The sequence below is a fragment of the Flavobacteriaceae bacterium genome (assembly GCA_003443635.1).
In the GTDB taxonomy this organism is placed as follows: domain Bacteria; phylum Bacteroidota; class Bacteroidia; order Flavobacteriales; family Flavobacteriaceae; genus AU392.
The window spans coordinates 824,298-844,157 of the sequence record CP031964.1 but is presented as its reverse complement, the minus strand read 5'-3'; the positions used below and the strand labels follow the sequence as shown (position 1 = coordinate 844,157).

The window sequence follows — 19,860 nt, the reverse complement described above, 5'->3', positions numbered from 1 at the left end:
TCTAAATCAAGCTAAGTAGTTTCTTATTTACACTAATGGCTTTAGGTTAATAACTTTTAATATTAACTTTCTCTTTTACAATTTGTATATAATGTTTTTTATATTTTTATTTCCTAGAAATTAGATGTTTAATTTTAAAGAGATTTCCGTTTTCGCGGAAAGTGAGCATGAAACAATATTTAGATCTCGTAAAACACGTTTTAGAAAACGGAAATGAAAAAGGAGACCGTACAGGTACAGGTACAAAAAGTGTGTTTGGGCATCAAATGCGATTTGATTTAAGTGAAGGGTTTCCGATGGTGACCACTAAAAAATTGCATTTAAAATCTATTATTTACGAACTACTTTGGTTTTTAAAAGGCGATACAAATATTGAATATCTTACTGAAAATGGAGTTCGTATTTGGAATGAATGGGCTGATGAGAATGGTGATTTAGGGCCTGTATATGGGCATCAATGGCGCAATTGGAATAGTGACGAGATTGATCAGATACAGGAAGTAATTCATTCGCTTAAAAACAATCCCAATAGTCGTAGAATGCTAGTTTCTGCCTGGAATCCTTCGGTTTTGCCTGATACTTCAAAATCGTTTAGCGAAAATGTAGCTCACGGAAAAGCAGCTTTACCTCCTTGTCATGCGTTTTTTCAATTTTATGTAGCTAACGGAAAATTATCTTGCCAGCTTTATCAACGCAGCGCAGATATCTTTTTAGGAGTGCCTTTTAATATTGCATCTTATGCTTTATTTACGATGATGATGGCTCAAGTTTGTGGCTACGAAGTTGGTGAATTTATTCACACTTTTGGAGATGCTCATATTTATAGTAATCATTTTGAGCAAGTAAAATTGCAATTATCTCGTGATACACGACCATTACCAAAAATGATTTTAAATCCTGAAGTTAAAAATATTTTTGATTTTACATTTGAAGATTTTACCTTAGTAGATTACAACCCACATCCGCATATTAAAGGAGTGGTAGCTGTATAATCTAAATAGGGTTTTTATGAAATATTTATTTGTCTTATTCATTTTTAGCACAATTTCTTTTGCACAAGAAAATAATCAGAAGATTAATCCTATAGAAACTTACCCTATATACCTTGGTTGTGAAAAGAAAAAAGATATTTACAAACAACGTAAATGTTTTCAAACTAAAATATCAAAACATATATCAAGTAACCTAAAGAAAGAGTTTTTAAGTTCATTAGGATTACCAGCAAAAGAGTATTCATATAACGTTAAATTTAAAATTAATAAGCAAGGTAAAGTTATAAATATAGAGGTAGATATACCTCATGAAATGATCAAAAACGAAATCATTAGAATATTTAAATTAATTCCTGAAATGGTCAAGCCTGGTTATATAAATAATGAAGCGGTCGAAGTTCCTATGTTCATTCCTGTAAAGTTTAAAATTAGTGAGACTCAAAAATCGAAGCAAAAAGTACAACAAAGCATCGAGCATAGAAGAATCAACTTTAGATAACAATAATTATGTTCGGTAAAAAAAATACACCAAAACCACAAATAGATGCAGAGCAATTGGAGTTAATCCAAAATGCACAACAGCGTATCAGGCAAAAAAAACGCTTATACATTCATTTTATAGTGTTTTTAATTGGTGCTTTATTTTTAGTAGTCGCAAATCTTGTTTTAGGCATTGGAAAGAGTGTAAAAATATTTCAAATCGACTGGTTTGTTTTTGCTATTATTGGATGGTTGGCTATTTTAATTTACCATTTATGTAATGTATTTATAACTCATAAGTTTATGGGTAAAAATTGGGAACAAAAACAACTTGATAAACTCGTAGCTTTACAGCAAGTTCGTATAGAAAAACTTAAAAACAAATTTGAAAAAGAAGAAGTTCATATTGCAAAAAGCGAGGTTTATAAAGAAGTTGTTTCTAAAAAAATGAAAAACCTTACTATTATTGTTGCTGCTGGAGAGAACGATGCTATTGGAAAAGACAATCAATTAATTTGGCATTTAAGCGATGATTTAAAACGGTTTAAATTACTTACTAATGGTCACCATATTATTATGGGGCGCAAGACTTTTGAGAGCTTCCCTAAGCCTTTACCTAACCGAACTCATATAGTTATTACAAGACAGGTTGATTATGTTGTCCCTCAAGGTGTAATTGTTGTAAACTCTTTAGAAAATGCAATTAATGCTTCAAAAAATGATTCACAGCCTTTTATTATTGGTGGCGGCGAAATTTATAAACAAGCAATGACTTTAGCAGATAAAATTGAGCTTACAAGAGTGCATGAAAGTTTTGAAGCAGATACTTTTTTTCCAAAAATTGATAGTACCATTTGGAAAGAAACTAATAATATACTTCACGAAAAAAACGATACTCACAAACATGCTTTTTCATTTATTACTTATGAAAAACGATGATTTATTATAGTTTTTCTTTACTTCTTAAATTCAAAATAAGCTTTCATAGGCTCAAAATAATGTCTTTTCCAGCCTTCTACATAATGCTCACTATCTTTATCTTCTGGCGTATTCGTATGATTTAACGTTAACTCCGTTTCAGCTTCAATTTCATTAAGTATAATTTCTATTTGAGAATCTTCATCTGTATTTTTGAAATCAGATCCCCTCCAAGATTGAACAATTTTATGATATGGTTCTAAAACTAAATTTTTTCCTTTTATGTGATCACCCCAAGCTGTAAAACTATCACCCACCTTATCCGAAATAAAAGCTACACCTCCTGTCATTTTTGTATGACCTTGAGTACTTAACCATGCTTTATAAATTTGCTTAGCAGTAGCTTTAATAGTTGTTTTCAATGTAAATTCCATAAGCTATCATCTTTAGGATTATTTTATTTTCTTAAATTTAATAAAATTTTTTTGCTGTCTCTCTAAAAACACAAATTATATCATACTTCGTTTTTGAAGGTATTTATAGAGAAGTGATGACTGATAAAAGAAGTAATTAATCAAGTTTGTTTATACTTATCAAGCTAAGCTTTATTTTCCTAATTTCGCAGCATGGTAAAAGATATTCAGCTTCGTGTAACGCTTAAAGAAGAATCACAATCCGATATTCTTATAAAAAAGGCAGCACAGTTTTTAAACATTAAAGAAGCTGATATTACTGGCATAAAAGTACTTCGTAAATCAATCGATGCGCGAAAACGATTAATCATTTTAAATTATAAAATCGCCGTTTATGTAAAAGAACCCGTACCTCAAGATTCTGAGTATATTTTTAATTATAAAGATATATCTAATGCAAAATCAATTCATATTATCGGTTTTGGACCAGCAGGAATGTACGCAGCACTTCGCTGTATCGAATTAGGTTTTAAACCAATTGTTTTAGAACGCGGTAAAAATGTACAAGATCGTCGTCGTGATTTAAAAGCTATTAATCAAGATCATTTTGTAAACGAAGATTCAAACTATTGCTTTGGAGAAGGTGGAGCAGGTACTTATTCTGATGGTAAATTATACACTCGTAGTTTAAAACGTGGTGATGTAAGACGTATTTTTGAAAATTTAGTATTCCATGGAGCTACTAATCAAATTTTAGTAGATGCTCACCCACATATTGGAACGAATAAACTACCAAAAGTAGTTCAGAATATTCGAGAAACTATTTTAAAATATGGTGGTGAAATTCATTTTGAAACTCGTGTCACAAATTTTGTAATAAAAAACAATACTATACAAGCGCTTCAATTTCAAGATGATAAAGAAATGTCAGTTAATAGAGTTATTTTAGCAACAGGGCATTCAGCTAGAGACATTTACTATTTATTACATAAAAAAAATATTGCCATAAAAGCAAAATCATTTGCAATGGGGGTTCGTGTAGAACATCCACAGGAAATTATAGATCGGATTCAATATCATTGTGACGGGAAACGTGATGAGTTACTTCCTGCTGCTTCATACAGTTTAGTTCAACAAATTAATGAACGTGGTGTATATTCTTTTTGTATGTGCCCTGGTGGGTTTATAGTCCCTGCTGCTACTGCCAATGGTGAAGTTGTAGTTAATGGGATGTCTCCGTCTAAACGCAATAACACATTTGCTAATTCCGGGATTGTAGTCGAAATTAATTCAAGTAAAGATTTATACAAATATGAACGTTTTGGGGCTTTAAAAGGCTTAGAGTATCAAAAAGATTTAGAGCGTTTAGCATTTACTTCAGGAGGCAGAAGTCAGGCAGCGCCTGCACAACGTCTTACAGATTTTGTAGAAGGGAAATTATCTACTACATTAAATTCTACTTCTTATCAACCAGGACTTAATTCTGCACCATTACATTCCTTATTACCTAAATTAATCGGAAGTAGGTTACGAAAAGGATTTGAAGCATTTGATCAAAAAATGAAAGGGTATTATACTTCTGAAGCCAATATTATAGGTGTAGAATCCAGAACTTCATCTCCTGTAAATATTCCCAGGAATGATAATTTAGCACACCCGACAATAACTAATCTTTTTCCTTGTGGTGAAGGTGGTGGTTATGCTGGAGGGATTGTTTCTGCTGCTATGGATGGTGAACGTTGTGCCAAAGCAGCAACTATTGGATTATAAGTTTAATATTATTGTTATTTTAGCAGCTTTAAAAAACAAAATTAAATGAACGCATATATATTTCCTGGTCAAGGAGCTCAGTTTTCTGGAATGGGTTTAGATTTATACGAAAACTCTCCTTTAGCTCAAGAGCTATTTGAAAAAGCAAATGACATTTTAGGATTTCATATCACAGATGTGATGTTTGAAGGGTCACCAGAAGCTCTAAAAGAAACTAAAGTTACACAGCCCGCTATCTTTTTACATTCAGTAATTCTAGCTAAAACTTTAAGCGATACATTTAACCCTGATATGGTTGCAGGCCATTCACTTGGTGAATTTTCAGCATTAGTTGCTAATGGTGCTCTAAATTTTGAAGATGCTCTAAAATTAGTTTCTCAACGTGCTTTAGCTATGCAAAAAGCTTGCGAATTACAACCGAGTACAATGGCAGCTGTTTTAGGTTTAGATGATACTATTGTAGAAAAAGTATGTGAGCAAACTGAAGGTGTTGTCGTAGCTGCTAATTATAATTGCCCTGGACAATTGGTCATCTCTGGAGAAATAGATGCTATTAATATCGCATGTGAAGCTTTAAAAACCGAAGGGGCGCGTCGTGCCTTAGTACTTCCTGTTGGGGGTGCATTTCATTCGCCTTTAATGGAACCTGCTCGTGAAGAATTAGCTGCGGCTATTGAAGGAACAACATTTAATAGACCTAATTGTCCTATCTATCAAAATGTAACAGCTAGTGCTATTGTTGATGAAATTGAGATTAAAACAAATTTAATTTCTCAATTAACAGCACCAGTTCGTTGGACCCAATCTGTACAACAAATGGTAGCTGATGGCGCAACACATTTTATCGAATTTGGTCCTGGGAAAGTTTTACAAGGTTTAGTTAAGAAAATACATAGAGAAGCAGAAGTTGCTTCGGCAACATTATAACACCATATATACAGATGAAATTGTCTCGTACGGCCTATATTATTATTTTAATTATTATAAATATTGCTATTGACCAGATTACTAAAGTTTTGGTTAGAGGTTCTATAACTTTTCGTGAAGAAATTCAATTAATAGGAGACGCATTTATTTTAACAAATGTAGAGAATACTGGAGCTTTTCTAGGGATGGGGAGTGATTTAAGTCCTATGATGAGGATCTTATTATTACTTTTATTACCTGTAATTGTTTTAGGTCTGGTTACTTTTTATATTTTTAAAGAGAAACATATGGATAGATGGACTCTAACCGCTTTTACATTTATTATTGGTGGCGGTATTGCCAATGTATTTGATCGTTTTGTTTATGGATCTGTTACCGATTTTTTACACTTAGATTTTGGTGGCGTGTTTAGAACCGGTATTTTTAATATTGCTGATGTTTCAGTAACTACAGGAATGATTATGTTATTAGTAGGAAGTTTTTTGAATCGAAAAAAGAAACCAATAAATTAACTGAACATTAAGTTAATATAGGAAAACAAAAAAAGCTTTAACTAAACGTTAAAGCTTTTTTTGTTTATGTGTCATTTTACTCTTCTATAATGAAGTGAAATTTTATTTCTTATATATTTTTCCGTTTTTCATTACAAATGTTACATTCTCCATAGTCGAAATCTTTTTAGTAGGATCATCGTCAGTCGCTACAATGTCTGCAAAAAACCCAGGAGCGATTTGGCCTAATTCGTCTTCACTATTCAATAATTTTGCATTAGTAATAGTTGCTGATTGAATAGTTTCAATAGCTGGCATACCAGCTTCTTCCATAAATCTAAATTCTTTACCATTTTCTCCATGAGGAAATACACCAGCATCAGTACCAAAAGCAATTGGCACTCCTCTTTTATAAGCTTTAGCAAAAGTACCTTGTAGTTGCGGACCAACTTCTAAAGCTTTAGGAACAATAATTGCAGGATAAAAACCATCGATTTTAGCTTTTTCGGCTACATATTTCCCTGCACTAATAGTAGGTACCATATACGATTCTTTTTGTTTCATCAAATCCATAGTTTCACTACTCATAAACGTTCCATGCTCAATAGTTTTAATTCCAGCTTTAACAGCTCTCTGCATTCCATCATCTCCATGTGCATGTGCAGCAGTTAACATTCCGTAATCGTTAGCCGTAGATACTACGGCTTCCAATTCTTCAGCAGTAAATTGAGAATTGCTTCCATTTTTAGCAACACTTAACACACCACCAGTAGCTGTAATTTTAATCACATCAGCTCCATTTTTATAGCGCTGACGAACTGCTTTACGTGCATCTGCAGCCGAATTCACTACACCTTCTTTTGGGCCTGGGTCTCCTAATAAATCAGCTTTAGCACCATTACTTCTATCTCCATGTCCTCCTGTAGAAGCAATTATTTTTCCTGCAGTAAAAATACGAGGCCCATCAACAAGGCCTCCATCAATGGCTTTACGTAATGCAATATTTACTCCTGAGCCTCCTAAATCTCTAACTGTGGTAAATCCAGCCATTAAGGTACGTTTAGCATATACTGTAGATTGAAATGCAACATCTGCTTCGTTGTCGGTATACTTGGCCACAAAACTCCTTGGGTTTGTCTCGCTTTCGATATGAACATGTAAATCAATTAACCCAGGCATTACCGTTTTATCTTTTAGATCTACAACAATGTCTTTAGAATTTTTAGGGTTTGTATAACCTTCATTTACAGAAATAATCTTATTTCCAGAAACCACAATAGTTTTTTTAGTTAAAACCTTACCTGATTTTGTATCTATTAATTTACCACAATGTAAATAGGTGTTTTGTGCAGTAACACCTAGTGTAAGCATTATTAGTAATGCAAAAATTACTTTTTTCATATATTCAATTTTTATTTATTCTTAATGTTTTGCTCCCATTTCCAAGCCGATAGCATAGCATCATCTAAGGTAGATTTCGCTATCCATCCTAATTCTATATTTGCTTTAGTGGTATTTGCATATGCAGAAATAACATCTCCTTCTCTTCTGTTAGCTATTTTATAATTTAACTTTTGACCAGAAACTTTTTCAAAAGATTGAATCACTTCTAAAACGGAACTCCCCGTACCTGTTCCAATATTAAAAGTTTCATAATTACTTTTATTCTTAAGTTTTAATAATCGTTGTAATGCTATAACATGTGCCTTTGCTAAATCTACCACATGAATATAATCACGAATACAAGTACCATCTGGTGTAGGGTAATCATCTCCAAATACTGAAAGTTCTTTTCGCAATCCAATAGCAGTTTGTGTAATAAACGGCACTAAATTTTGAGGTATCCCGATTGGTAATTCACCTATAAACCCGCTTTTGTGAGCACCAATAGGGTTAAAATATCGCAAAGCAATTGCTTTTATATTCAGGTTACTTTTACAAACATCCTTAATAATTTCTTCTCCTATTTGTTTAGTATTTCCATAAGGAGATTCTGCTAATTTAATTTGTGCTTCTTCAGAAATTGGTAATACATCGGCTTGTCCATAAACTGTACAAGATGAGCTAAAAATAAAATTTGCCTGCTGCAATTGTTTTAATTCCTGAAGCACATATACCAGCGTATTTATATTATTTTCATAATACAACAAAGGGTTTTCAACACTTTCCCCAACTGCCTTACTAGCTGCAAAGTGAATAATGCCTTTTATATCTTGGTGTAATTTAAAGAAGGCTTGTACTTTAGATTTTTCTTTTAAATCTATTTGTTTAAAAATAGGAGTGATTCCTGTTATTGAGGTGATCCCGTTTAAAACGTTTATAGAAGAGTTTGATAAATCATCAATAATTATAACTTCAAAGCCTTCGTTTTGAAGCTCTACAACTGTATGAGATCCTATAAACCCTAAGCCACCTGTAACAAGTATTTTACCCATTCACAAATTCAATAACTTTTGATGTGATAAAATTAATTTGTTCATCATCTAACTCTGTATGCATTGGCAATGAAATAACTTCTTTTATTAATTGATTTGTCACAGGAAAATCTGCTTCATTATATCTCGTATCTGCATACGCTTTTTGTTTATGTAATGGAATTGGGTAATATACTCCACAAGGAATTCCGTTATCATTTAAATATTGTGCCAAAGCATCTCTATCAATATTTTTTATTTTTAAAGTATATTGATGAAATACATGACAATCACAATCATCACATACATTATCACAATTCTTTTTTGTAAATGGTGTTGTGATATTTTTAACATCTTTAAACGCTTCATTATATTTTCTTGCTGCCGATTGACGTGCTTTATTATAGCTATCAAGCTTTGGTAGCTTTGCATTTAACACTGCTGCTTGTATGGCATCTAAACGAGAATTTACACCAACCACATCGTGATGGTAGCGTTTGTACATTCCATGATTTACAATTCCACGAATAGTATGTGCTAAATCGTCGTCATTAGTAAAAATTGCTCCACCATCTCCATAGCATCCTAAGTTTTTAGAAGGAAAAAATGATGTAGATGCTACGTGACCAATTGTTCCTGCTTTTGCTTTATTTCCATCTTTAGATGTATATGTAGCTCCTATCGCTTGTGCATTATCTTCAATCACAAATAAATTATGTGTTTTGGCAAGATCCATGATTTCGTGCATATTAGCGCATTGTCCGAATAAATGTACTGGAACAATAGCCTTAGTTTTTGGAGTAATTGCTTTTTTTATAGCTTCAACATTAATGTTAAACGTATCAGGTTCAACATCCACCAAAACTGGAGTTAATTGTAACAGAGCAATTACCTCAACAGTAGCCGCAAAAGTAAAATCGGCAGTAATAACTTCATCACCAGGTTTCAATCCCAATCCCATCATTGCAATTTGCAATGCATCGGTTCCATTAGCACATGGAATAACATGTTTCACTCCTAGATAATTTTCTAAGTTTTTCTGAAATGCATGTACTTCAGGGCCATTAACAAAGGCTGTAGATTCTAATACTTCAGCAATTGAAGCATTTACGGTATCTTTTATATCTTGATATTGACCTTTAAGGTCAACCATTTGAATTTTTCTCATCAATTATTCTAGTGATTTATAAAATTAGGTGGGTTTCATTTTGTTGGTAGCTAAAATACAAAAATCATTTATGTAAACAGATAAAATTAAAATAAAGAAATGTATTTTAGCCATAAAGAAAATCGTTGAAATCTCTTTATAATATACTCACACATACCATTGTTTTTCCATTAAAAATAGTTTCGATTTTTAATGGAAAAATACAGCTTGGGGTTAAAGGAAGAGCAGAAACATTTTCGATTTTAAAATCTAAACTTTCCATTAAAGATAAAACTATCTGGTTTCATTGTGCTTCTCTAGGAGAGTATGAGCAAGGGCTTCCTGTGTTTGGGTTAATTAAAAAAAAACACCCCAACCATAAGATCATTCTGAGTTTCTTTTCTCCATCGGGTTATGAAATACGAAAAAAATCACCAATTGCAGATGTTGTAATTTACCTCCCTTTAGACACTAAGGCAAATGCAAAAAAGTTTATAAATATAACTCACCCCGAACTTGTTGTATTTGTAAAATATGACATTTGGCCTAATTATTTACAGGAGTTAATTAATAAAAATATTCGTGCCATTTTAATTTCAGCAGTATTTAGAGAAGAACAACGATTCTTCAAATTTTATGGTGCTTGGATGCAAAAATCACTTCGTGCTTTTGAACATATCTTTGTTCAGGATGAACATTCAAAAACACTACTTGAGAGTGTTCATTTTAATAACGTTACTGTTTCTGGTGATACTAGGTTTGATCGCGTTTCCAATCAATTAAAAATTGATAACACTTTAGAGTTTATCAAAATTTTTAAGCAAGATAAATTATGTGTAGTTGCTGGTAGTACTTGGCCTGAAGATGAAAATTTATTTATAGACTACATTAATGCTTCATCCAATGACATAAAGTTTATAATTGCTCCTCATAATATTAAAGCTAATCAGATTGAACAATTAAAGCAACGTATTAAAAAAAGTGTTGTTCTATTTTCTGAAAAGGAGAAATCAGATATTTCTACTAATCAAGTTTTCGTTATAGATACTATAGGGATTTTATCGAAAACCTATAGCTATGCTGATATTGCTTACGTGGGTGGTGCAATGGGAAATACGGGACTACACAACACTTTAGAGCCTGCCGTTTTTGGTGTTCCAATTATTATTGGCAATCATTTTAGCAAATTTCCCGAGGCACATCAAATGATAAAAAATGGAGGATTGTTTTCGATTTCTGATCAAAAAGAGTTTAATGAAATTCTCAATAATTTAATACAAAAAGAAGATTCGAGACAGATTGCTGGAGATTTAAATGCAGCTTATATTTCTAAAAACAAAGGTGCAGTAACGATAATAATGTCTTACATTAACATTACTAACTAAATTGACAATTTATTATTAAAGAATTATTTTAGCAGTAATTAATTATAATTATGATGCTAAAATATCTCATATCAACTCTAACGATCTTACTTTTATTTGGATGTTCTAAAGCTAATCAAGTAAAAAATGGTATGGGTGATATTTATAGAGTAAGTATGGATCAATTAGAATTGGATTAAAATAAAGAGTATACTACTTATTTAATAAAAATACATTTACTTCTTTTTTTATATCTTTAAATATTATTTTCATTTTTAAAACACTTTATATACTATGGAAGACTGGATTAAAATAGTATTAGCAGCCTCAGTAATACTTATTTTTATTATTATGTTTTCTGTAATTAATAAATCTAAGAAAAAAGTGAAACTCGAAAATGCTCGAAAAGCAGAGCTCCAAAAAGAAGAAGATGAGCGCAATCGCAAATTAAAAGTACAGCAAGAGATAGATGAAAAATATAGGCTTATTGAGGAGCGTCGTGAGCAAATTAAAGAGCAATTTAAATGGTTAGAAGGAATGAACAAAAAGATTAAGTCTCGAAATATTAAAGATTAATTTAAATTTCTTCTTGATTTTACTGATTTATATAGTTACTTATAGTTGACCAATTTGTGCTATTAAGAATCGATTTTAAATCTTGTGAAATACCTTCATCTATTATCGAGATATCTTTTAAAAGATTATCAACATTCAAAACAAATTCTCCATTAGGTGGGTATTTTATAAATAATTGTTGAAATAATCGTTCTATGTTCCATTTATCATTAGTTATTTCCTTTAATCTATTATCTAGCCAATTTGCTATTAGCCATCCGCCCCTGTATACAATAACGTAGTTTTCCCCCTTATCAGAGCCACTGTTTTTTATAGTAATATTTTCAGTATTATTCTCTAATCTTCTTTTTAATAACTTTAAACTCTGATTTTGAAAATCAGATAACGTAGAAGCGTCTATATGTCCAGTTTTTAATAATGCTAATTCTGTCATATAATCTGTAAAGCCCTCTTGAAACCATTCCATATCTGCAGATCCAGCTACACCATTAAGCATATGTGAATTCCACATGTGAAATAATTCATGAAATACCGTAATCTTCCATAAAAACGAATCTTTCATATTATTCTTTGAAATAGCACTTGCAGAACTGTTTGGATAGGCTTCTCCTCCTCCATTTACTCCTGAGACACCATAAACTAACTGCACATATCTAATATCATGATCAAATGGAAATGTTTTGACATAGTAATTAGAAATATCTTTGGCGGTTTGTTTAACTAAATCAATCGATTTGTCTTCTAAAGCAAATGTGGCTAAACTATAAGAAAATTTATCTATAGAGAAATCTACTACTCCAATAGTATCTGTGCTAATAATAATATTTGAGAGCATTAATTTTCTTAAATTAATATCAGAATACACAGAATCTTTGGTCTCCCAAGGAACGGTTATTTTCACCTCATCTGGTTTGCTTATTTGTACTTTAACAGGTAATTTCCAATCCTCAAAAATGAATAATGGTTTTCCAACTATAAAAAATCCTTCTTTAAAAGATTTTCCAATAGCTGTATTTAGATTAGGATAATTTTTATCTATATAAGAAATATCTATTGTATATTTAATCTTAAGAACTCCATCTACTCTTTGATTTAGTTTTGCCTTATCATTAGAAATATCAATTATCTTAATGGAATTGCCTTGCTCGTCTTCAATTTCTTCTATTGTAATAATATCCCACCAACTATTAATATCAGGAATAAATCTTTGAGGGCGTGATATCATATTCAACTCATCTCCTCTGACCGGAATTATTGCTTCAACAGTAATTAAACGATCTTCTATTCCTCCAAATTTAAAATGGTATTCATTTGTTTTACCATTATTAAGTGTTGTTTGAGGTTGACATGATAAAAAATTAAAAATTGACAGAAATATTAAAGCTTTTATTTTATATTTTTTAAAAAATGAATTCATAAGAGCTCACGTTTTATTTTAAGTTATTTTAATATTTTAATTCCCTTATTATTATCAAACTTCCCAGTAATCAACCAGCCACCAAAATTTTCTGAAACTGCCATTAACAAAGTGTTTTTGCCTTTTTTTAAATTTAAATAAATCCCATCAAATAATCCAATGGTACCCAAATATCGATAATCTCTTGTTCTCCATCCATTATCACCTTTATAAATAGCTTCATCATTTAAAATTGCAATAACCCTATCACTATATCCAAAATGAAATAATTTAATTTGATTGTAATCTGAATCAATTATAACTCTTGCAAATACAGTTTCTCCAGGAGTGCCATTACGTAGTACTTGCACTCTAGAGATATTAGCTGCAATACCTTCTTCTAATTCAATTGTTCTTCCCCATTTTCTTTCTTTAATAACCGATGAGATTTTTGTAGGGTCTTCTAGCAATTTTTCTTCAAATTTATCAGACACTTCCCATTCTTGTATTAAGCTTTCAATAGGTTTCTTTTCTATGGGGTTAAAATCTATTAATTTGTATTCATTTATATTAACTTTAACATCTGCTATATGCATAGGTACTCTTCCTCCTCTAATCATTAATCCACCTGCTTTGGGTTCATGAAATAAATTCCAAGATAAGTTTGGTTTTTTTGCATGATCTAAAAACACTTGTGCTTTATCATTATTAACGACAACCTTTACATGTGTCCAATCATCATATTTATAATCGTATGCAAAAGAATATTTTGGGCCAAAATAAAACTGAAAAGGTGTTATGCCGTTTGTAGCAGGCGCAGCTTGATTACCATCTTCTAAACCAGATAAATGTGTTCTAATAAACCATTGCTCTCCATTATTAAAATTTTCATCAGCTCTAAAAAAAACACCAGGATACATACGTTCTTCATTAAGAAATATATCAAACTCAATCGTTCCATTTAAAAATTTAGCATTTTTAAGAAAAATTGCACCATTTTCTATATAAATAGCATCTTTTCCTTTGTAATGTTTTAGCTCGTACGATTTAGCTCTTATATCCCAATTTAGGGTATCAATAGGAATATAATTTTGTGCGATGCTTGTTTGCCAAATACATAATAATACAATAGTTATTTTGAAAAATCTCATAATGCTTTTTTTGTAAAGCTTTGTTTTTTTTTGTGTTTTACTGTAACAAGTTGATACAAAACCATTCAATATTGTACACATCGTTTTTTTTAATGAACTTTGGTTATTAACATGAATCATTACAAAGAATATCGTTTAGTTCAAAAATGCTTACTTCAAATTGAAGAAAAGTTAGGATGGGGAATTGCCAAAGAATGGCATAGCGAAATGTTTATTGAGTTAAGTGAGGTAATACAAAAAGAAACACAGGTTCTTCTTAGTTCAACAACATTAAAACGTGTTTGGGGCAAAGTAAATTATAAAAGTGCTCCAAGTATAAGTACTTTAAATACTCTTTCTCAATTTGCAGGATATGATAATTGGAGAGATTTTAAAATAAAATCTGAGGACAACATTTCTGAAAACAGAAAAATAAAACCTAACGATAACAAGGTTAAAATTTTTGGATATGCTTCAATAATTGCTCTGTTTTTTATTTCACTGTTTTCGGTTATAGGTATTAATAATAAAGAAGAGGCAGGTTTTGATGTTTCAAAGATAACATTTGCAAGTAAGCCTGTTACCAAAGGACTACCTAACTCAGTAGTTTTTGATTTTAATTTAAACGGAGTTCAATCAGATAGCATTTATATTCAGCAGTTTTGGGATCCTACAAAAATCATAAAGTTAGAACAAGAGCAAACTCAAGCGACTGGACAGTATTACTATCCTGGTTATTTTAGAGCAAAATTAATGATTGATGGTAATATCATAAAAGAGCACGATTTATTTATTAAAACAGATGGCTGGTTAGCAACCATAGATTATGAACCTATACCAAAATACATAAGAGATAAAAGCTGGTCACAGCACAATTTATCATTTTCGAATAACGTAATGAATGAAATTAAATCTAGTACACAACCTTTAATTTCTACATTTCATTATATTAATTCTTTAGACTCCATTTCTGGCGATAATTTTATCTTAAACTCGAGTATTAAAAATGTATATCGAGAAAAATGGGCGGTTTGTCAAAAAACATATGTATACATTATAGGCACAAAAAGTGCATTAATTATTCCGTTTGCAATTTCAGGTTGTATTTCAGAAATTGAAGGCTTAATAAGTGAAAAAACGATAAATGGTAAAACAAATGATTTATCTTCTTTAGGCGTAGATTTTTCTGAATTTAGAATTATTAATATTAAAACAGAAAACAAACATCTTACAGTTTCTGTAGATCATAAAAAAGTTTTCTCAACTCAATTTGAAAATTCTATTGGAGATATTGTTGGCGTGCGGTATCGATTTTATGGATTAAGTGAAGTGAAAAATATAGAGCTTTATAATAAATCTGAACAAAATATAGTATTCGATTAATAAAAATATTATAAAGACATTATTTAAAATCTACCATCATAATTTCATCTTCACTATTTTCAATCTGAGCAAATATAATTTTACTTCCATCTAAAGTAGCAGTTAAGGTTGGGTTTGCTAGCTGAATTCGCTTGGCAGGATTAAATAGAGAAACAGGTGCTTTTTCTGTATTATAAGATTGGTGGTAAATTTGTATTCCAAAATCTCTATTTATATAGAGAATTCCATCATTAACTGGCACCCAACTCCCCCAATCGATACTACTTAAATTTGATATAAATAATTCTTCTGCTTTATCATCTCCTTCTTTTAATCTCCATATACCTGAAGCGTCAGATCGAGAATAGTACAAATAACCATCATTATAACCTTCTTGCATATGATATCCTCCATTGGTGGTTATTTGCTCAATAGCTGCATTAGTATCAAAAACTGATTTTTTCCAGATTTGCCATGTTCCTGAGTGATTAGAGGCAAAATAAATAAATTTCCCATCTCTAGAATAACGAGCATTAACCTGATCTCCTTTTAAGTCAATAAAAGTTCTTATTAGTTTAGAAGCTACATCTAATATATATATGGCATTATCTTCATTAATTCTAGCATCAAACACCACTTCAGATCCATCTCGAGACCAGGACGGCATATTAACAAAACTACCTTTAAGTGACGTTAATTTAGTAAGATTATTATCTTTTAAGTTATTGGACCAAACTTCAAAATTTCCTGATCTGTTAGATATAAATACTATTTTATTTCCATCGTTAGAAAGAGATGGGTGTATTTCAGTTCTGGTAGAACTGGCAACTTGTACAGGGGTTTTAAATCCTGATTCTTCTTTCTCAATAGTCCAAAGTTGAATTTGGTCTTGGATACTTTTATATACCATACGTTTTCCATTAGCAGAAAATCTTGGATAAGCAGGCACTCGATCATTGATATGAAATCGTGTTATAATTCCATTTGAAATAGGCATTTTCCACATCGCCCATGGACCTCCTCTATTTGAGGAGAAAGCTATTTGCTTCCCATTATCAAAAATGTCTAATCCAAGAATCCATGAATTATCAAAAGTTAGACGGGTTAATTCTTTATCAGAAATGCGCATTTTATAAATATCTCCATTTTGACCATCGATGGTTCTATTAAAAAAAAGATATTCTCCATTTGAGCTAAAGGTAGGAGTCTTATTTGATATTCCTTTTTCGGTAGTTAAAATTTCTTCAGAAACATGGGTTTCTATATCCAAGAAAAAAATACTTCTGGTTTGCCGTCTAGGCTTGAAATCAGTAAATGCAATAGTCTTTCCATCGGGAGACCATACAAAATCTCTTGGTGCCTGAAAACAATCTCCAATACGAACCTTTTCTCCTCCAAAACTTGGTTCTCTATATATACCACAATTTCCATCTTCTACGCTAGCATAAGCCATGTAATTCCCATCAGGAGACCAAATACCATAGGCTTGTTGAGTTTCTAGGTTTGTAAATTTGATTTGACTCAAATCGTCAAGAAGTTTTACATAAACATCTATATTATTTGTTCCTGGCTCGACATAAGAGAAAGATATTTTTTTTCCATCAGGAGATATAGCCAACCCTCTCTCTGGCCCTACAAGGGTAGAAACTGGAATTGGGTCATAGAACTCAGAATAGATATCTCTAAACGAAACACTCGCTAAGTTAAATACTAAAACAACAGTTATAGCGACCAAACTCCATAACCATCGTCTACTTTTATCATCTGAGGTTGTTGGAGATATTAAGGTGCCAAGTTGTGTGTTATAATTAGAATCCAGATTAAATTTAACGGGAGCAACTAACCTATAACCAGACTTACTTATAGTATCAATATATTTTGGATTGTGAGGATCATCATCAAAAGCTTTTCTTAATTTTGAAATTCCTCTTGTTAATGAATTACTAGTTACATATACTTCTCCCCAAACTTCATTAAGTAATTTCTTTTTTGACACTACTTCTCCTTGATTAGAAACAAGGCAAAGTAAAATCTCCATAGTTCTGAATTCCAACTTTCTGACTTCTTTACTTTTTGAAATACATAATAACTCTGGTTCAATTAACCAATCGCCAACTGTAAATGGTTCAGTGATAGTATTACTCATAAAAGATTTTTTTTGACAATATACATCAGATAATTATCTCATTCTGTTCATCACAAAAACGTCACATAAAAAACATCTTTAAATCCCTTTTTTTGAAGTTTTACAAGCGATATTTAAAGCATCAATCAATTAACAACAATATTATGAAAAATTATTTTAAAACACTATTAATCATACTTCTAGTGGCTATTACATCATCATTATGTAATGCCCAAAGTATTCACCCTTACAAGAAAAAATTTGCAGACCTTCAAAGTTGGCCATCAACGTTTCCTAAGGACATTACTTTCAAAAATTTCCGCCCATATCGAGCTGTTTATAGTCGTACATACACAAATAAAAAAGGACAAGCGGTAAACGATCAGGTTATCATGACTGCACAGAAAGTATATTGGTATGGAAAATCTGCTATTCTTTTTGAAGTTCACGATACAGGTTCTCCCGAATTTGAAGATACCAACGGACGTACACAATTTTATTATCTTGATGAAAAAACACTACAGCTATATTTAGCGGTTGGACCAAAAGTTTCAACCCCTGAAGATTATACCACGGTTCGAGTGCTCGAAGATAAAATTGTCACTTCCCGTTTAAATACAGCAACTGGAGAAGTAGATTTAAAAGAACTGACAACTTCAGAACCTTCGTTTGGATTTCGTCAATTGCGTTTTTTAATGTGGGGAGCAATGGATTTAAAAGAAGGGGATAAAATTAAATTACAACCAATATTTTTTCCATCTCAAGGAGCTCAGGCTTTTGCTGTAGGTATTGTTACCAGACAAGTAGATTATACAACACCAGATAATAAGAAATACAAACCATATGTAGTAGAAAATACTAACAACCCTACTTCTGCGGTAGTCAATAAGTTTTTTATTATTAATGAAGCTCCCTATTTATTAGCACAAGGTTTATATAACGCTGATGATGATGAGATCTATCGTTGGTGGCTGAAATTAAAATTGTTTGAATATCTCGACAAAAAATAAGATTAAAAAAATTCATCCGTTTTATAAAGTTAATTTGAAATGAAAAGAATTATTGAATTATTAGTGATCTTGATTTGTTTTCAAAGTTGTGGACAAAATAAATCTGATAGATATTCCGCGTCAAACTCTAAAGGTTACTATCCTTTAGAATTAGAAAACGTATACAAAACAGCTCGAAACATTAATAATATTAAAAGTTTATTAGTAAATCACAATCATAAGTTAATTGCTGAGGAATACTTTAAACGCTATTCTTCAGATAGCCTAGATCATGTTCGTTCGGTAACAAAAAGTGTAATAGCTTCATTAATTGGAATCGCTATTGACAAAGGGATTATTGGAGGGGTAGACGAATCTATTTCAATTTATTTAAGCGAAACTTCCAAAGAAAAAGAAGCCATTAAAATAAAGCACTTGCTTAGTATGACTAGTGGGTTAGAATGGAATGAAAATGGCAGAAATTCAGAATACAATAAATGGGTTACTTCAAATAATGAGTTCAACTACGTTTTAGACAAACCTATCATTCATGAACCTGGTTCAGTATGGAATTATAATAGTGGTGGAATGCATTTACTTTCTGCTATTTTAACCAAAGCTTCTGGTATGAGTACACTTCAGTTTGCAAAAAAATATTTGTTCTCACCTATAGGAATTACCGATTTACGATGGGAGCAACATGCAGATGGTTTTTATAACGGTGGTGCTGGCTTAGAGTTAAAACCTAAAGATATGATGAAATTTGGGGAACTCTATATAAATAAAGGTAAGTTTAATAGAAAACGTATTATTTCTGAAAGATTCATTAAAGATGCTACAAAACAACAGCAGCCACCCAATTTATTTGGAAGTAATGAAGGTTATGGATATGGTTGGTGGATAGGAGAAGGAAATGGTGTTTCTGGTTTTATGGCTCAGGGTTATGGAGGGCAAACGATTTTAATTGTACCAAAACAAAAAATCATTATTGTTACCACATACAATTGGAGGGTTAATAGTCAAATAGCTGGTGAACAACAAGAAGGAGCTATAAAGATTATTTCTGGTTCTGTTATAGATAATATTCTTAAAAGCTAAAATAACAGACATTTTAATTTGAATAAAAAAAGCCTTTATCTTTCGATAAAGGCTTTAGTACTGAAGACGGGACTTGAACCCGTACGTCCTAATGGACATTGGATTTTAAGTCCAACGTGTCTACCAATTCCACCACTTCAGCATTGGTATATTTTTAAGGTTTAGAGCGAAAGACGGGATTTGAACCCGCGACCTCCACCTTGGCAAGGTGATGCTCTACCCCTGAGCTACTTTCGCAGTAGTTTTAAAAGAACTTACAACGTTTGTT

Annotated in this window: 18 protein-coding genes and 2 tRNA genes; 11 read left to right on the top strand and 9 right to left on the bottom strand. The window is 31.5% G+C overall.

Annotated features, from left to right (window positions below):
• The first annotated feature begins 167 nt into the window (after nucleotides 1-167).
• Genes D1817_03655 through D1817_03645 form a run of 3 tightly spaced genes read left to right on the top strand, consistent with a single transcriptional unit; the run spans nucleotide 168 to nucleotide 2,411 of the window.
• Nucleotides 168-992 (top strand): thymidylate synthase, encoded by an 825-nt coding sequence (locus D1817_03655; protein AXT18992.1) that lies wholly within the window; start codon nucleotides 168-170, stop codon nucleotides 990-992.
• A 16-nt stretch (nucleotides 993-1,008) separates the two neighbouring features.
• The gene (locus tag D1817_03650; GenBank protein AXT18991.1) at nucleotides 1,009-1,491 is read left to right on the top strand and encodes a hypothetical protein; all 483 of its coding nucleotides are present in this window, start codon (nucleotides 1,009-1,011) and stop codon (nucleotides 1,489-1,491) included.
• 8 nt (nucleotides 1,492-1,499) lie between these two features.
• Entirely contained in the window at nucleotides 1,500-2,411 is a 912-nt protein-coding gene (locus D1817_03645) for a dihydrofolate reductase (GenBank protein AXT18990.1), read from the top strand.
• Between the two features lie 17 nt (nucleotides 2,412-2,428).
• Here D1817_03645 and D1817_03640 read toward each other — a convergent pair whose 3' ends face one another.
• Nucleotides 2,429-2,824, bottom strand: coding sequence for a hypothetical protein (locus tag D1817_03640; protein ID AXT18989.1), 396 nt, complete (start codon nucleotides 2,822-2,824; stop codon nucleotides 2,429-2,431).
• 192 nt (nucleotides 2,825-3,016) lie between these two features.
• Between D1817_03640 and D1817_03635 the strand changes: the two genes are divergently transcribed.
• The 3 genes from D1817_03635 to lspA are packed head-to-tail and all read left to right on the top strand — an operon-like array spanning nucleotide 3,017 to nucleotide 6,012.
• Nucleotides 3,017-4,573, top strand: coding sequence for an FAD-binding protein (locus tag D1817_03635; protein ID AXT18988.1), 1,557 nt, complete (start codon nucleotides 3,017-3,019; stop codon nucleotides 4,571-4,573).
• Between the two features lie 45 nt (nucleotides 4,574-4,618).
• Nucleotides 4,619-5,500, top strand: a complete 882-nt coding sequence (gene fabD / locus D1817_03630) for a [acyl-carrier-protein] S-malonyltransferase (GenBank protein ID AXT18987.1) — start codon at nucleotides 4,619-4,621, stop codon at nucleotides 5,498-5,500.
• 14 nt (nucleotides 5,501-5,514) lie between these two features.
• Entirely contained in the window at nucleotides 5,515-6,012 is a 498-nt protein-coding gene (gene lspA, locus D1817_03625) for a signal peptidase II (protein AXT18986.1), read from the top strand.
• A 102-nt stretch (nucleotides 6,013-6,114) separates the two neighbouring features.
• On the opposite strand, the gene D1817_03620 is transcribed toward lspA, so the two are convergent.
• Genes D1817_03620 through D1817_03610 form a run of 3 tightly spaced genes read right to left on the bottom strand, consistent with a single transcriptional unit; the run spans nucleotide 6,115 to nucleotide 9,573 of the window.
• Nucleotides 6,115-7,392 carry an amidohydrolase family protein gene (locus D1817_03620; GenBank protein ID AXT18985.1) on the bottom strand — a complete coding sequence of 426 codons (1,278 nt, stop codon included), beginning with the start codon at nucleotides 7,390-7,392 and terminating at the stop codon, nucleotides 6,115-6,117.
• Nucleotides 7,393-7,403: 11 nt separating this feature from the next.
• Nucleotides 7,404-8,426, bottom strand: coding sequence for a UDP-glucose 4-epimerase GalE (gene galE / locus D1817_03615; protein AXT18984.1), 1,023 nt, complete (start codon nucleotides 8,424-8,426; stop codon nucleotides 7,404-7,406).
• Nucleotides 8,419-9,573, bottom strand: coding sequence for a DegT/DnrJ/EryC1/StrS family aminotransferase (locus D1817_03610; GenBank protein ID AXT18983.1), 1,155 nt, complete (start codon nucleotides 9,571-9,573; stop codon nucleotides 8,419-8,421). The genes galE and D1817_03610 overlap by 8 nt, the downstream gene beginning before the upstream one ends.
• Before the next feature lie 125 nt (nucleotides 9,574-9,698).
• Here D1817_03610 and D1817_03605 point away from each other — a divergent pair, with 125 nt between their 5' ends.
• On the top strand, nucleotides 9,699-10,937 hold the full coding sequence (locus D1817_03605) for a 3-deoxy-D-manno-octulosonic acid transferase (protein ID AXT18982.1): 1,239 nt from the start codon (nucleotides 9,699-9,701) through the stop codon (nucleotides 10,935-10,937).
• Nucleotides 10,938-11,210: 273 nt separating this feature from the next.
• The gene (locus D1817_03600) at nucleotides 11,211-11,492 is read left to right on the top strand and encodes a hypothetical protein (GenBank protein ID AXT18981.1); all 282 of its coding nucleotides are present in this window, start codon (nucleotides 11,211-11,213) and stop codon (nucleotides 11,490-11,492) included.
• A 19-nt stretch (nucleotides 11,493-11,511) separates the two neighbouring features.
• Here D1817_03600 and D1817_03595 read toward each other — a convergent pair whose 3' ends face one another.
• Entirely contained in the window at nucleotides 11,512-12,909 is a 1,398-nt protein-coding gene (locus D1817_03595) for a hypothetical protein (protein AXT18980.1), read from the bottom strand.
• A 23-nt stretch (nucleotides 12,910-12,932) separates the two neighbouring features.
• The gene (locus D1817_03590; protein AXT18979.1) at nucleotides 12,933-14,159 is read right to left on the bottom strand and encodes a hypothetical protein; all 1,227 of its coding nucleotides are present in this window, start codon (nucleotides 14,157-14,159) and stop codon (nucleotides 12,933-12,935) included.
• Between D1817_03590 and D1817_03585 the strand changes: the two genes are divergently transcribed.
• Nucleotides 14,151-15,401 carry a hypothetical protein gene (locus D1817_03585; GenBank protein ID AXT18978.1) on the top strand — a complete coding sequence of 417 codons (1,251 nt, stop codon included), beginning with the start codon at nucleotides 14,151-14,153 and terminating at the stop codon, nucleotides 15,399-15,401. The genes D1817_03590 and D1817_03585 overlap by 9 nt on opposite strands.
• A gap of 19 nt (nucleotides 15,402-15,420) precedes the next feature.
• Here D1817_03585 and D1817_03580 read toward each other — a convergent pair whose 3' ends face one another.
• Nucleotides 15,421-17,526 carry a hypothetical protein gene (locus tag D1817_03580; protein AXT18977.1) on the bottom strand — a complete coding sequence of 702 codons (2,106 nt, stop codon included), beginning with the start codon at nucleotides 17,524-17,526 and terminating at the stop codon, nucleotides 15,421-15,423.
• 143 nt (nucleotides 17,527-17,669) lie between these two features.
• Here D1817_03580 and D1817_03575 point away from each other — a divergent pair, with 143 nt between their 5' ends.
• Both D1817_03575 and D1817_03570 read left to right on the top strand, forming a co-directional pair.
• Entirely contained in the window at nucleotides 17,670-18,515 is an 846-nt protein-coding gene (locus D1817_03575) for a hypothetical protein (GenBank protein AXT18976.1), read from the top strand.
• Nucleotides 18,516-18,554: 39 nt separating this feature from the next.
• A complete protein-coding gene (locus D1817_03570) occupies nucleotides 18,555-19,592 on the top strand; it encodes a class C beta-lactamase-related serine hydrolase (protein ID AXT18975.1) in 1,038 nt (345 codons plus the stop codon).
• Between the two features lie 55 nt (nucleotides 19,593-19,647).
• Here the strand turns inward: D1817_03570 and D1817_03565 are convergent.
• Together D1817_03565 and D1817_03560 are read right to left on the bottom strand one after the other, a co-directional pair.
• Nucleotides 19,648-19,734, bottom strand: a tRNA-Leu gene (locus tag D1817_03565).
• Between the two features lie 20 nt (nucleotides 19,735-19,754).
• Nucleotides 19,755-19,829, bottom strand: a tRNA-Gly gene (locus D1817_03560).
• Nucleotides 19,830-19,860 lie beyond the last annotated feature (31 nt).

Coding starts and splice junctions, on each gene's coding strand:
- D1817_03655 (AXT18992.1), top strand. CDS start 168: ATGAAACAATATTTAGATCTCGTAAAACACGTTTTAGAAAACGGAAAT.
- D1817_03650 (AXT18991.1), top strand. CDS start 1,009: ATGAAATATTTATTTGTCTTATTCATTTTTAGCACAATTTCTTTTGCA.
- D1817_03645 (AXT18990.1), top strand. CDS start 1,500: ATGTTCGGTAAAAAAAATACACCAAAACCACAAATAGATGCAGAGCAA.
- D1817_03640 (AXT18989.1), bottom strand. CDS start 2,824: ATGGAATTTACATTGAAAACAACTATTAAAGCTACTGCTAAGCAAATT.
- D1817_03635 (AXT18988.1), top strand. CDS start 3,017: ATGGTAAAAGATATTCAGCTTCGTGTAACGCTTAAAGAAGAATCACAA.
- fabD (AXT18987.1), top strand. CDS start 4,619: ATGAACGCATATATATTTCCTGGTCAAGGAGCTCAGTTTTCTGGAATG.
- lspA (AXT18986.1), top strand. CDS start 5,515: ATGAAATTGTCTCGTACGGCCTATATTATTATTTTAATTATTATAAAT.
- D1817_03620 (AXT18985.1), bottom strand. CDS start 7,392: ATGAAAAAAGTAATTTTTGCATTACTAATAATGCTTACACTAGGTGTT.
- galE (AXT18984.1), bottom strand. CDS start 8,426: ATGGGTAAAATACTTGTTACAGGTGGCTTAGGGTTTATAGGATCTCAT.
- D1817_03610 (AXT18983.1), bottom strand. CDS start 9,573: ATGAGAAAAATTCAAATGGTTGACCTTAAAGGTCAATATCAAGATATA.
- D1817_03600 (AXT18981.1), top strand. CDS start 11,211: ATGGAAGACTGGATTAAAATAGTATTAGCAGCCTCAGTAATACTTATT.
- D1817_03595 (AXT18980.1), bottom strand. CDS start 12,909: ATGAATTCATTTTTTAAAAAATATAAAATAAAAGCTTTAATATTTCTG.
- D1817_03585 (AXT18978.1), top strand. CDS start 14,151: ATGAATCATTACAAAGAATATCGTTTAGTTCAAAAATGCTTACTTCAA.
- D1817_03590 (AXT18979.1), bottom strand. CDS start 14,159: ATGATTCATGTTAATAACCAAAGTTCATTAAAAAAAACGATGTGTACA.
- D1817_03580 (AXT18977.1), bottom strand. CDS start 17,526: ATGAGTAATACTATCACTGAACCATTTACAGTTGGCGATTGGTTAATT.
- D1817_03575 (AXT18976.1), top strand. CDS start 17,670: ATGAAAAATTATTTTAAAACACTATTAATCATACTTCTAGTGGCTATT.
- D1817_03570 (AXT18975.1), top strand. CDS start 18,555: ATGAAAAGAATTATTGAATTATTAGTGATCTTGATTTGTTTTCAAAGT.